This window comes from Streptomyces sp. SBT349, from assembly GCF_001083795.1.
Taxonomy (GTDB): domain Bacteria; phylum Actinomycetota; class Actinomycetes; order Streptomycetales; family Streptomycetaceae; genus Streptomyces.
This window is the reverse complement of sequence record NZ_LAVK01000251.1, coordinates 1-11,496: the sequence shown is the minus strand read 5'-3', so window position 1 is coordinate 11,496 and position 11,496 is coordinate 1. Positions and strand designations below refer to the sequence as shown.

Genomic DNA, 11,496 nt, shown 5'->3' with positions numbered 1-11,496 from the left:
GGGGGACCGGCGGGGGTGTCGTAGTGGTCGGTCCAGCCCGGTATGACGCGCTGGTTGCGCAGGTGGTCGGGGGCGAGGTCGCGGGCCGTGAGCCAGGAGCCGCGCTCGATCAGCAGCACCCGCTGCCCGGCCTCGGCCAGCACGCAGGCGACCACGCCTCCGCCGGCGCCCGCGCCGACGACGACGGTGTCGTAGCGGGCGGCGAGCTCGTCCCAGCCGGTGGTGCGCGGCGCCGCCGTCTCGGGCGCCGGATCGGCCTCCTCGGGCCCCGGGCGGTAGCCGATCTCGCGCCAGGCGGCGGGGTTGTCCCCGTAGTAGCCCGCGACGCACCGCCTGGCGAGGGCGACGAGGGCGGGGTGTTCGGCGAGGAGGCGCTCCTGCTCGCCGGGGGTGGCGCCGTCGAGGAGCGCCAGCGCGGGTGCGTGGTCGGCGCCGGCGAGGCCCTCGCCCACCCCCGCCGCCCATCCTCCGGGCACCACCCGTTCGACGAAGTCCCTGAGTGACGTCTCGTGCCGCGCCATGCCCCCGAGAATACGGACCGCCCCCGGCCACCTGGCCGAGGGGTCCCGGGCGGCCGGGCGGGAGCCCGGCGTCAGAGTTCCTTGCGCTCCTCCGGGAGGCGGGCCGTCACGCGGCCGGCCGTGACGCGGGTCTCGAACACCGGCTGGGGGGCCGTCGCGGGACCTTCGAGGTTCCAGCCGTCGGAGAGGCGGAAGAGGCTCCCGTGCCAGGGGCACCGCACGCAGCCGTCGATGATCTCGCCCTCGGACAGCGGCCCGGCCATGTGGCTGCACCGGTCGGCCATCACCTGCACCGTGTCGTCGGCGGCGCGCAGCACCAGCACCGGCACGTCGCTGAAGACGCGCTGGACCGGCTCGCCCACCGGGAACTCGGAGAGCTGACCGAGCAGGTGCCAGCCCGGTTCGACGACGGCCGCGACCTGTTCGGCGTGGTTGACGCCCGCTCCCTGGCGGTAGGCGAGGTGGCCGCCCAGGGCGCCGCCGAGCGAGGCCGTGGCCAGGCCCGCGAAGGCGTAGCCGCGACCGCGCAGGCCCCGGCCCCTGATCCGGGAGACGACCGAGGCGGTGTACAGGACGATCGCCGCCGAGTTGGCCGCGGCGTGGACCAGGCCGACCCGCGCCTGCGGCTTGCGCAGCTCGGCCCAGTCGGCGAAGCCCGCGACGGCCGCGGGTGCCGCCGAGGCGACGCCCACCGCGATCAGCGCGCCCGCGCCCTTGCCGCGGCCGGGGATGAGGTCGAGGAGGGCGGCCGAGGTCCAGGTGCCGATCGGCAGCTGGACCAGCGCCGGGTGCACCGGGTGTCCCAGCCAGGTGCCGTGGAGGACGTCGCGGGTCCCCGAGGGCATCAGCCGCACGATGCCGCGGAGCGAGGTGATCAACGAGTCGGCCCACCGCGACCCCTCGATCCGGTCCACGGCGGCCAGCACCCGCCCGGGGCCGGCCGAGCGGTCGGGGAGGACGGACTGGGCGGCGGCGGTGGCACTGGGAAGTCTCTCGAAGAAGGCCATGCCGTCCAGTTCCCCTCTCCCCGGGAGGCAAACAGCTCGCCCGCGCGTCGGCGCTGGCAGAATGCCCCGCATGGAGCAGCGGACTTTCGACAGGTCAGGGGGGTCGGCGTCGGTCGTCGGCCTCGGCACGTGGCAGCTGGGCGCCGACTGGGGCACCGTCCGGGAGGCGGACGCGCTGGCCGTGCTGGACGCCGCCCGCGAGGCGGGGGTGACGTTCTTCGACACCGCGGACGTGTACGGGGACGGCCGCAGCGAGCGGACGATCGCGGCGTATCTGCGGGAGCGCCCCGACGCGGGAATCACGGTGGCCACCAAGATGGGCCGCCGGGTGGCGCAGGTCCCGGAGAACTACACGCTGGGGAACTTCCGGGCGTGGACGGACCGGTCCCGGGAGAACCTGGGGGTGGACCGGCTGGACCTGGTGCAGCTGCACTGCCCTCCGACGCCGGTGGTCGCGTCGGACGCGGTGTTCGACGCGCTGGACACGCTGGTCGCCGAGGAGCGGATCGCCGCCTACGGGGTGAGCGTGGAGACCTGTGAGCAGGCGCTCACCGCGATCGCGCGCCCGGGCACGGCGAGCGTGCAGATCATCCTGAACGCGTTCCGGATGAAGCCGCTGGAGCGGGTGCTGCCCGCGGCGGCGGAGGCGGGCGTGGCGATCATCGCCCGGGTGCCGCTGGCCTCGGGTCTGCTGTCGGGCCGGTACACGAAGGACACCGCGTTCGCGGCCGACGACCACCGCACGTACAACCGGCACGGGGAGGCGTTCGACCAGGGCGAGACGTTCTCGGGCGTGGACTACGCCACCGGCGTGGAGGCGGCGGCGGCGTTCTCCGCCCTGGCGCCCGAGGGGGCGACGCCCGCCCAGACGGCGCTGCGGTGGGTCGTGCAGCAGCCGGGCGTGACCACCGTGATCCCGGGGGCCCGCTCGGCGGAGCAGGCGCGTTCCAACGCGGAGGCCGCGGCGCTCCCGCCCCTGCCGGAGGAGACGCTGGAGGCGGTCCGGGCCCTGTACGACGAACGGATCAGGCCGCGGGTCCACGACCGCTGGTAGGGGCCGGGTCGCCCTGGCAGTCGGGGCACCAGGCCGTGGTGCGGCCCGAGACGCGGTCGCGGCGCATCGGTCCGCAGGAGCGGGGGCAGACGGGGTCCGGGTCGTCGCGGTGGCCGGTCAGCCAGGACGGCCTGGCGGGGACGTGGCCCTCCTTGACGGAGGCCCGCAGCACGGACCGCATGGCGCCCGCGAGCCTGCGCCGTTCGCCGGGTGCCAGGTCGCTCGCGGGGCGCGAGGGGCGGATGCCGGCGCGCCACAGGATCTCGTCGGCGAGCAGGTTCCCCAGGCCGGCGACGACGCTCTGGTCGGTGAGGACGCTCTTGATCCTGCCGCGCCGCCCGGCGAGGAGCCGGTCGAGCTGGGCGGGGGTGACGGACAGGGCGTCGGGGCCCTGGTCGCCGATGAGCCGGTCGACGCCGTCCTCGTCCTCGGCGAGCCAGATGCCCTTGAGCTTGCGCTGGTCGCGGAAGCGGAGCTGCCGGTCGTCGTCGAGGACGAAGGTGACGCGGTCGTGCGGCGCGAGCGGGTCGGTGGGGGCCTGTGCGACCAGGCGTCCCGTCATGCCGAAGTGCAGCAGCGCGGTGGGGCCGTCGGTGCGGGCGAGGAGCCACTTGCCGTGGCGCTCGGGCGCGCCGACGCGGCGGCCCACCAGGGCCTTGCGCAGGCGGGGCGCGGTGGTCTCGCGCAGGACTCCGGCGTCGGCGACGTCGATGCGGGTGATGCGGTGGCCGCTGCCGCACAAGTCCAGGACCCGGCGGTACCCCTCGACATCCGGCAATTCGGGCATGTCCTCACGGTACGCCGTGGGCCGCGGCCTCCGCGCGGGGACGGAGGATGGTCAGTATGTAGTCCTCCGCGGTGGCCTCCATGCCGACGTCGTTCTGGGCGCGCTCGGAGAGGTACCAGCGGTGCTCCAGCAGCTCGTGGTAGATCTGCGCGGTGTCGACCCCGTCGCGCAGGTCCTGGGGGACGGCGCGGACGGCGGGGCGGAAGACGTCGCGGACCCAGCGGTGGGCCAGCACCTCGGGGCGGGCGCCGAGGGGGTCGCCGGGGGCGTAGTCCTCCTGGGTGGCCATCCACGTCTCCAGGTCGTTGAGCAGGCTGCGGGCCTGGTTCTCCTCGGCGTCCAGGCCGGTGAGCCGCAGCAGTTGCCGCTGGTGGTGGCCCGCGTCCACGACCTTGGGCAGGAAGGTGACGGCGTCGCCGTCGGGGGAGCGCTGGATCTGCATCTCGGCGACGTCGAAGCCCAGCTCGTTGAGCCGCCTGATGCGGTGGTCGATGTAGTGGCGCTTGTCCCTGGGGTAGATCGAGGTGCGGGTCAGCTCGTGCCACAGGTCGCCGTACCGTTCGACGATCTCCTGGCCGAACGGGACGGGGTCGACGGACGGGTGCAGGGAGCCGCCCGCCTCCAGGTCCATCAGCTCGCCGACGATGTTGACCTGGGCGACCTCCAGGTCGTAGTCGCGCTGGCCGCGGGTGAGCGTGGGCTGTATCTGGCCGGTCTCGGCATCCACCAGGTAGGCGGCGTAGGCGCCGGCGTCGCGGCGGAAGAGGGTGTTGGACAGCGAGCAGTCGCCCCAGGCGAAGCCGCTCAGGTGGAGCCGGACCAGCAGCACGGCCAGCGCGTCGAGCAGCCGCTTGATGGTGGTCGGGCGCATCGTCGTCTCGAACATCGAGCGGTAGGGCAGGGAGCCCTTGAGCTGCCGGGTGATGAGCACGGGCTCCAGCGGCTCGCCGTCCTCGTCGGTCCTGCCGGTGACCACCGCCACGGGGTCGACGGAGGGGACGGCCAGCCGGTCGAGGTCGCGCAGCAGCGCGTACTCGCGGACGGCCGCCCACTCGCCGACCTCCTTCACGGCGAAGACCTCGCTGCCCGCCCTGGCGAAGCGGACCACGTGGCGGGAGATGCCGCGGGGAAGGGCGACCAGGTGCTTCTCCGGCCACTCGGCCAGCGGGATGTCCCACGGCAGGTCGAGGAGTGTCGCGGGATGGGCGGGATCGGTGGCGGTGATCTGAAGCTCCATGGGTTCAGTCTGCGCCAGGTTTCCCGGCCGGGGCACGGGCAACCCGGTGAGCGCTCAACCAGTGTCGATCGCGGAAGTCCTCCATGACAGCCCTGCTTCTCGTTCTCCTCCTGGCGCTGATTCTGTTCGGCGCGGGCTTCGCCCTGAAGATCCTGTGGTGGTTCGCGGTCGCCGTGCTCGTCATCTGGCTGGTCGGGTTCCTGATGCGCAGCACGACGACCGGGGGCCGCCGTTCGCGCTGGTACCGCTGGTAGCGGTCACTCCCCCGCGCCGGACGCGGCGGGTCCCTGGGCGTCCTTGATGTTCCCGGCCGCCCGCCGTCCCGCCTCGGTGGTGTCCTCCCTCAGGTGCCGGGCGGATTCCTTCGCGGCGTTGGTCAGCGGGGCCGCGGCCCCTCCCAGCGCGCGTTCCTCCGGACGGGTGCCGGGGGTGAGCGCGGCCACGAGCAGCCCGGCACCGAACGCGACGGCGCCCGCGACCAGCGCGTTGCCGCGGGTCGTGCTCGCCGCACGCTCCGGGGTGCGCGCCACGGCGTCGCCCGCCCGGCTCGCGGTCTCGCGGGTGTTCCGTGCGGCCCGCGAACCCTGCTCCCTCGCCCGCCGGCCCTGCTCCTTCGTGCGGCCCGCGCCCTGGGCGGAGCCGCCCATGGCCCGCTCACGCAGCGCGGTGGCGGCGGCGGACAGCCGCACCCCCCTGCGGCGGGCCATGCCCCGGGGGCTCGCGTGGTCGGCGAGCTGGTCCAGGTCGGCGGCCAGCTCGGCCCGGGTGGCCTCGATGTCGGCCCTTATGCGTTCGGGTGACGTGCCCATCGGGCGTCCTCCTTCAGGGTGTCCTTGGTGGCGCGCGGGGTCAGGGAGACGTTCCGCGCCCGGGTGCGGCCGACGAGGAACAGCCCTGTCCCGATGACGGCCCAGGCACCGGCGACGATCAGCGCGGCCCAGCCGGCGTCCATGACGTTGGCCAGGCCGAACGCCAGCGCCAGCGAGGCGAAGACGACGACCATCCAGGCGGCGAACCCCGCGCCGCCGAACAGCCCGGCGGCCTTGCCCGCGGAGGCGGCCTCCTGCCTCAGCTCGGCCTTGGCCAGCTCGATCTCCTGGCGGAAGAGCCGCTGGGTGTCCGTGGTGATCTCGGCGAGCGTCTCGCGCACGGACCCGTTCCGTTCGCCCGGGTGCTCGGTGCGCTGCGCGACGCGCCTGCTGGTGAGCGACATGTCACGCCTCCGGCTCGGTGGTGCCCCCGGTGTCCCCGGGGGCCTCTGGCTCCTCGTACGCCTCGGTGTCCTCAGGACCGCCGGCCCCGTCCGCCCTGCCGCCCTTGACCACCCGGCCCAGCGCGAATCCGGCGAGGATCGCGCCGCCGAGGAACGCCGCCGGGCGCCGCCGGGCGAAGGTCTGCACCTCGTCGACGAGGCCGTCGAAGCCCCGCCGGTCGATGTAGTCGGCGGCCTGGTGTCCGCGGTCCGCCGCCTGGGCGACCAGGCCGCGCGCCGGCGAGTCGTCCGGAGCGTTGTCCGCCAGGCCCGCGAGGTCGTCCGCCCAGCGGCGTACGGCCCCGGCGGCGCCGTGCGTCCGGCTGTCCGCCTCCTCGCCGATGCGGCCCTTGAGGTCGTGCGCCGCCGTCTGCGCCTCCGACCTGGCCTGGTCACCGACCTGACGGGCACGCTCCGCGCCCGTTCGCACCGTCTGTGTCATCGCTCTTCCTCTCCGGATCGGGTGCTCCCGCTGGTTCCGGAACTGCCGAGTTGCCAGTGCGAAAGGTATGAAAACCACACAAACTCACTCCCGGCACTCTTCCCAGAACGGGCGACTCTTCGTATACATGGCAACCACCGACCGGCATCCGGCCGCCGATCACCCCGGGAGGGCCCCATGTCCACCGCCCGCATCACCGTCACCGCCGCCGCCGCGGCGGCCCTGCTGGCCGCCGCCGTCCCCGGGGCCGCCCGCGCCGGCACCGCGGAGGGGGCCGCGGTCGTCGACGTCGCGGACGCCGACGCGCTGGAGGCGGCCCTCGCGGCGGCCCAGCCCGGCGACACCATCCGCCTGGCCGACGGCACCTACCGCGGCAACTTCGACATCACCCGGCCCGGCACCGAGGCCGCGCCCATCACGCTGACCGGCTCGGCCGCCGCGGTGCTCACCGCGGGCGGCGGGTACGGGCTCCACCTGGACGGCGCCGGGCACTGGCGGCTGGAGGGGTTCACGGTCACCGGCGGCCAGAAGGGCATCGTCATGGACCGCGCGGACGGGGTCCACATCGACTCCGTCACCGTCCACGGCCTGGACATGGAGGCCGTGCACTTCAGGGACTCCTCCTCCGGCGGCTCGATCACCGGCTCCCGCATCCACGACACGGGACGCGACGGCCGCGGCATGGGTGAGGGCGTCTACGTCGGCAGCGCGGGCGGCACCGACGACAACAGCGACGACATCCTCATCCAGGGCAACACCCTCGGGCCCGGCATCGGCGGCGAGAACATCGACATCAAGGAGGGCACCACCGGCGCCCGCGTCATCGGCAACACCTTCGACGGCAGCGGCCTGACCGGCGCCAACTACGACGACTCCTGGGTCGACATCAAGGGCAACGACGTGCTGGTCGAGGGCAACACCGGCAGCCGCACCACCAACGACGGCTTCCAGACCCACGAGGTGCGGGACGGCTGGGGCTGCGGCACCGTCTTCCGCGACAACCACGCGGACCTCACCGGGGCGAGCGGCCCGGACCGTTACGCCATCAATGTCACCCACTACCACGCCGGCTCCTGCCCGGTCACGGTCGCCGCCGACAACACCGTCACGGGCGGCAACGGCCTGGTCAACCCCGGAATCCCGGTCGGCGGCCAACCCCTGGCCCGCACGGGCCCCCGCGCCCCGGCATGAGAGTGCCGCGCCGGGGCAGCGGAAGGGAGTGACGCGCGCGGACGAGAACCCGCCCCCGCGCGACCGCGGTGGGTACCCTGACCCCGCGTGCACACCGGGCCCTCACCAGGAGTAACCGTGACAGACGTCCCCTCGCACCCGCTCAACGACGCGCACTCCCTGCCCGCCACCGGATTCGGCACCTGGCCGCTGACGGGCCGCGAGGCCGAACGCGCCGTCGCGGACGCGCTGGCCGTCGGCTACCGGCTGATCGACACCGCGGTCAACTACGGCAACGAGACGGAGGTCGGCCGCGCCATCGCCGCCTCGGGCGTGCCGCGCGAGGAGATCACCGTCACCACCAAGGTGCCGGGGCGCCACCAAGGCTACGAGCAGACGCTCGCCTCGTTCGAGGAGTCCAGGTCGCGCCTCGGCCTCGACCGCCTGGACCTCTACCTCATCCACTGGCCCCTCCCCCGCATCGACGCCTTCGTCGACACCTGGCGGGCGATGATCACCCTGCGGGACGACGGGCTGGTGCGTTCCCTGGGCGTCTCCAACTTCACCCCCGAGCACATCGCGCGCCTCGAACGGGAGACGGGAGTGCTGCCCGCCGTCAACCAGATCGAGCTGCACCCCTTCCTCCCCCAGGACGAGGCCCGCGCCTACCACGCCGACAAGGGCATCCTCACCGAGAGCTGGAGCCCGCTGGGCAAGGGCAGCACGCTGCTGAAGGAGCCCGCCCTCGTCGGCCTCGCCCGGAAACACGGGGTGACCCCCGCGCAGCTGGTGCTGCGCTGGCACGTCGAACTGGGCGCCGTGCCGATCCCCAAGTCGGCCGACGCCGAACGGCAGCGCGAGAACCTGGACATCTTCGGCTTCTCGCTGACCCCGGAGGAGACCGCGGCCCTCACCGACCGCGAACGGCTGCGGCTCGGCGGCGACCCGGACGTTCACGAGGAATTCTGACAACTCCCGTCGCACTCAGGGCACTTCGCGACAGTACGCGGCGATTCACAGCGATCCGCGGCCATCCGCGGTCATCGACGAAGGGAGCGGGCACATGGCTGGGCAGGCGCAGATCGGGGTCACGGGACTCGCGGTGATGGGGCGCAATCTGGCGCGGAACTTCGCCCGGCACGGCCACACCGTCGCCGTGCACAACAGAACGGCGTCGCGGACGCGGCAGCTGGTCGAGGAGTTCGGCCACGAGGGCGCGTTCGTCCCCGCCGAGTCGGCGCGGGACATGGTCGCCGCGCTGGAACGGCCGCGGCGCCTGGTCCTCATGGTCAAGGCCGGGGCGGCGACCGACGCGGTGATCGACGAGTTCGCCCCCCTGCTCGAACCGGGCGACATGATCATGGACGGCGGCAACGCCCACTTCGAGGACACCCGCCGCCGGGAGGCGGCGCTCAAGGAGCGCGGCCTGCACTTCGTCGGCTGCGGCATCTCGGGCGGCGAGGAGGGCGCGCTCCACGGCCCCAGCATCATGCCCGGCGGCTCCACCGAGTCCTACGAGGCGCTCGGCCCGCTGCTGGAGAGCATCGCGGCCCAGGTGGACGGCGAGCCCTGCTGCACCCACATCGGGCCCGACGGCGCGGGGCACTTCGTGAAGATGGTGCACAACGGCATCGAGTACGCCGACATGCAGCTCATCGCCGAGTCCTACGACCTGCTCCGCAAGGTCGCCGGCTACCCGCCCGCGCGGATCGCGGACGTCTTCCGCACCTGGAACGAGGGGCGGCTCGACTCGTATCTGATCGAGATCACCGCCGAGGTCCTGGCGCACACCGACGCCGCCACCGACGGCCCCTTCGTGGACGTGGTCGCCGACCGCGCCGAGCAGAAGGGCACCGGCCGCTGGACCGTGCAGACCGCCCTCGACCTGGGTGTTCCCGTCTCCGGGATCGCCGAGGCCGTCTTCGCCAGGTCGCTGTCGGGCCACGGTGAACTGCGCGAGGCGGCGGCCGGGCTGCCGGGCCCCGAGCGGCCCGAGCTGCACCCGGACGACGCGCGGCGGTTCACGGACAACGTCGAACAGGCGCTGTACGCCTCGAAGATCGTCGCCTACGCGCAGGGCTGGCACCTGATCCAGACCGGCAGCAAGGAGTACGGCTGGGACATCGACCGCGGGGCGGTGGCCGCGATCTGGCGCGGCGGCTGCATCATCAGGGCGCGTTTCCTGGGCGAGATCCGCTCCGCCTACGGCGGGGACCGGGCGCCGGTGACGCTGCTGACCGACCCCACGTTCTCCGAGGCGCTGCGCGCGGCGCAGAACGCGTGGCGGCACGTGGTGGCCGAGGCCACCGAACTCGGCGTCCCCGCGCCCGGGTTCTCCGCGGCGCTGGCCTACTACGACGCGCTGCGCGCCGGCCGCCTGCCCGCCTCCCTGGTCCAGGGCCTGCGCGACTACTTCGGCGCCCACACCTATGAACGGACCGACCGCGACGGCACGTACCACACCCTGTGGGGTGGCGACCGCACGGAGGAGAAGCAGGACTGAGGGGCCGAGGGTGCGCGCGCGGCCCCGCCCCGGGCCCGGGGAGGGCGCGGGGCGGGGCGGCGATGCGGGTGCGGCTGGGGGTCAGGCTCCGCGGGTCAGGCGGATCGTGTCGCGGTACCAGGCGCCGCTGTCCTTGACCGTGCGCCGCTGGGTGTCGTAGTCCACCCGCACGATGCCGAAGCGCTTGTCGTACCCGTACGCCCACTCGAAGTTGTCGAACAGCGACCAGGCGAAGTAGCCGCGGACGTCCGCGCCCGCCTCCCTGGCCGCGCCCACCGCCCTGAGGTGGTCCGCGAAGTAGGCCGTGCGGTCCGCGTCGTGGACCGCGCCCCCGGCCTCGGCCACATCGTCGAACGCGGCGCCGTTCTCCGTGATGACCAGCGGCAGCCCGTACTCCTCGTGCAGCCGCACCAGCAGCTTGGTCAGCCCCTCGGGCACCATCTCCCAGTCCATGGCGGTGACCGGCCTGCCGAACGGCACCGTGCGCACGACCGGAAGGCCGTTCTCGTCCGTGGTGGCGCCGTCCTCGGTGGTGCCCGAGAACTGCTGGCTGGAGTAGTAGTTGACGCCCAGCACGTCGAGCGGCGTGGAGATGGCCGCCAGGTCGCCGTCCTCGACCGGCAGGGTGATGCCGCGGGCCGCCAGCGCGCCGACCACGTCCTCCGGGTAGCGGCCGTGGACCAGCGGGTCGAGGTAGATGCGGGCGCCCAGGCCGTCGGCGCGGCGGGCGGCCTCCTTGTCGGCCCGCGCGTCGGTCGCGGCGCTGGCGTGGGCCAGGTTGAGCGTGATGCCCAGCTCGATGTCCGAACCCGCCCTGGCCCGCAGCCGCTGGGCGGCCAGGCCGTGGGCGAGCAGCAGGTGGTGGACGGCGTGCATGGCCGCGCCGAAGTCGCGCCGGCCGGGCGCGTGCACTCCCTGGTCGTAGCCGAGCATCGCCGAGCACCACGGCTCGTTGAGCGTGGTCCAGTGCTTCACCCGGTCGCCGAGGGCGTCGAAGGTCATCTCGGCGTAGTCGGCGAACCGCAGGGCGGTGTCGCGCGCGGGCCAGCCGCCCGCGTCCTCCAGCTCCTGGGGCAGGTCCCAGTGGTAGAGCGTCAGCCAGGGGGTGATCCCGCGGTCGAGGAGGGTGTCGACGAGCCGGTCGTAGAAGGCGATGCCACGCGGGTTGACGGGGCCCGTGCCGCCCGGCTGGACGCGGGGCCAGGCGAGCGAGAAGCGGTAGGCGTCCACGCCGAGGCTCGCGATGACGTCGACGTCCTCGGGCATCCGGTGGTAGTGGTCGCAGGCGATGTCGCCGTTCTCCCCGTTGACCACGGCGCCCGGGACGCGGCAGAAGGTGTCCCAGATGGAGGGGGTGCGGCCGTCCTCGTCCACCGCGCCCTCGATCTGGTACGAGGAGGTGGCGACGCCCCAGCGGAAGTCGCGCGGCAGCCCGGGGACGGGCGCGGCGGGCGGGGCCCGGGGGTGGGCGGGCGGCTTGGGGGGGGGGGTCCATGCCTGAGCCCTCCGGGCAGTGAACCGCG

Annotated in this window: 12 protein-coding genes and 1 pseudogene; 5 read left to right on the top strand and 8 right to left on the bottom strand. The window is 74.0% G+C overall.

What is annotated here, in order from left to right; genetic code table 11:
• Both ADY01_RS39915 and ADY01_RS25585 read right to left on the bottom strand, forming a co-directional pair.
• A pseudogene (locus tag ADY01_RS39915) lies at positions 1–521 on the bottom strand (NAD(P)-binding protein); the annotation flags it as partial.
• Positions 522–592: 71 nt separating this feature from the next.
• Positions 593–1,528, bottom strand: coding sequence for a Rieske 2Fe-2S domain-containing protein (locus ADY01_RS25585; protein ID WP_078900597.1), 936 nt, complete (start codon positions 1,526–1,528; stop codon positions 593–595).
• Between the two features lie 70 nt (positions 1,529–1,598).
• Between ADY01_RS25585 and ADY01_RS25580 the strand changes: the two genes are divergently transcribed.
• Positions 1,599–2,582 carry an aldo/keto reductase gene (locus tag ADY01_RS25580; protein WP_049578227.1) on the top strand — a complete coding sequence of 328 codons (984 nt, stop codon included), beginning with the start codon at positions 1,599–1,601 and terminating at the stop codon, positions 2,580–2,582.
• Here the strand turns inward: ADY01_RS25580 and ADY01_RS25575 are convergent.
• Entirely contained in the window at positions 2,554–3,369 is an 816-nt protein-coding gene (locus tag ADY01_RS25575; protein WP_049578219.1) for an Fpg/Nei family DNA glycosylase, read from the bottom strand. The two genes, ADY01_RS25580 and ADY01_RS25575, sit on opposite strands and share 29 nt — an antisense overlap.
• Before the next feature lie 4 nt (positions 3,370–3,373).
• Complete coding sequence (locus ADY01_RS25570; RefSeq protein ID WP_049578217.1) at positions 3,374–4,606, bottom strand: DUF4032 domain-containing protein; 1,233 nt, start codon at positions 4,604–4,606, stop codon at positions 3,374–3,376.
• Between the two features lie 83 nt (positions 4,607–4,689).
• Between ADY01_RS25570 and ADY01_RS25565 the strand changes: the two genes are divergently transcribed.
• Positions 4,690–4,860, top strand: coding sequence for a hypothetical protein (locus tag ADY01_RS25565; RefSeq protein WP_049578215.1), 171 nt, complete (start codon positions 4,690–4,692; stop codon positions 4,858–4,860).
• A gap of 3 nt (positions 4,861–4,863) precedes the next feature.
• Here the strand turns inward: ADY01_RS25565 and ADY01_RS25560 are convergent, their stop codons facing one another.
• Genes ADY01_RS25560 through ADY01_RS25550 form a run of 3 tightly spaced genes read right to left on the bottom strand, consistent with a single transcriptional unit; the run spans position 4,864 to position 6,300 of the window.
• Entirely contained in the window at positions 4,864–5,415 is a 552-nt protein-coding gene (locus ADY01_RS25560) for a DUF3618 domain-containing protein (RefSeq protein ID WP_049578213.1), read from the bottom strand.
• Entirely contained in the window at positions 5,391–5,819 is a 429-nt protein-coding gene (locus tag ADY01_RS25555) for a phage holin family protein (protein ID WP_049578211.1), read from the bottom strand. The genes ADY01_RS25560 and ADY01_RS25555 overlap by 25 nt, the downstream gene beginning before the upstream one ends.
• A gap of 1 nt (position 5,820) precedes the next feature.
• Entirely contained in the window at positions 5,821–6,300 is a 480-nt protein-coding gene (locus ADY01_RS25550) for a hypothetical protein (protein ID WP_053171198.1), read from the bottom strand.
• A 177-nt stretch (positions 6,301–6,477) separates the two neighbouring features.
• Here ADY01_RS25550 and ADY01_RS25545 point away from each other — a divergent pair, with 177 nt between their 5' ends.
• The 3 genes from ADY01_RS25545 (at position 6,478) to gndA (ending at position 9,973) form a co-directional block, all read left to right on the top strand.
• On the top strand, positions 6,478–7,491 hold the full coding sequence (locus tag ADY01_RS25545) for a right-handed parallel beta-helix repeat-containing protein (RefSeq protein WP_049578210.1): 1,014 nt from the start codon (positions 6,478–6,480) through the stop codon (positions 7,489–7,491).
• Between the two features lie 117 nt (positions 7,492–7,608).
• On the top strand, positions 7,609–8,439 hold the full coding sequence (locus ADY01_RS25540; protein WP_049578208.1) for an aldo/keto reductase: 831 nt from the start codon (positions 7,609–7,611) through the stop codon (positions 8,437–8,439).
• A 94-nt stretch (positions 8,440–8,533) separates the two neighbouring features.
• Entirely contained in the window at positions 8,534–9,973 is a 1,440-nt protein-coding gene (gene gndA, locus ADY01_RS25535) for an NADP-dependent phosphogluconate dehydrogenase (protein ID WP_049578206.1), read from the top strand.
• A gap of 81 nt (positions 9,974–10,054) precedes the next feature.
• Here gndA and ADY01_RS25530 read toward each other — a convergent pair whose 3' ends face one another.
• Entirely contained in the window at positions 10,055–11,404 is a 1,350-nt protein-coding gene (locus tag ADY01_RS25530; RefSeq protein WP_049578223.1) for a GH1 family beta-glucosidase, read from the bottom strand.
• Between the last annotated feature and the right edge of the window lie 92 nt (positions 11,405–11,496).

Excerpts from the sequence above, each read along its gene's own strand:
- ADY01_RS25585 (WP_078900597.1), bottom strand. The coding sequence starts at position 1,528 with ATGGCCTTCTTCGAGAGACTTCCCAGTGCCACCGCCGCCGCCCAGTCC.
- ADY01_RS25580 (WP_049578227.1), top strand. The coding sequence starts at position 1,599 with ATGGAGCAGCGGACTTTCGACAGGTCAGGGGGGTCGGCGTCGGTCGTC.
- ADY01_RS25575 (WP_049578219.1), bottom strand. The coding sequence starts at position 3,369 with ATGCCCGAATTGCCGGATGTCGAGGGGTACCGCCGGGTCCTGGACTTG.
- ADY01_RS25570 (WP_049578217.1), bottom strand. The coding sequence starts at position 4,606 with ATGGAGCTTCAGATCACCGCCACCGATCCCGCCCATCCCGCGACACTC.
- ADY01_RS25565 (WP_049578215.1), top strand. The coding sequence starts at position 4,690 with ATGACAGCCCTGCTTCTCGTTCTCCTCCTGGCGCTGATTCTGTTCGGC.
- ADY01_RS25560 (WP_049578213.1), bottom strand. The coding sequence starts at position 5,415 with ATGGGCACGTCACCCGAACGCATAAGGGCCGACATCGAGGCCACCCGG.
- ADY01_RS25555 (WP_049578211.1), bottom strand. The coding sequence starts at position 5,819 with ATGTCGCTCACCAGCAGGCGCGTCGCGCAGCGCACCGAGCACCCGGGC.
- ADY01_RS25550 (WP_053171198.1), bottom strand. The coding sequence starts at position 6,300 with ATGACACAGACGGTGCGAACGGGCGCGGAGCGTGCCCGTCAGGTCGGT.
- ADY01_RS25545 (WP_049578210.1), top strand. The coding sequence starts at position 6,478 with ATGTCCACCGCCCGCATCACCGTCACCGCCGCCGCCGCGGCGGCCCTG.
- gndA (WP_049578206.1), top strand. The coding sequence starts at position 8,534 with ATGGCTGGGCAGGCGCAGATCGGGGTCACGGGACTCGCGGTGATGGGG.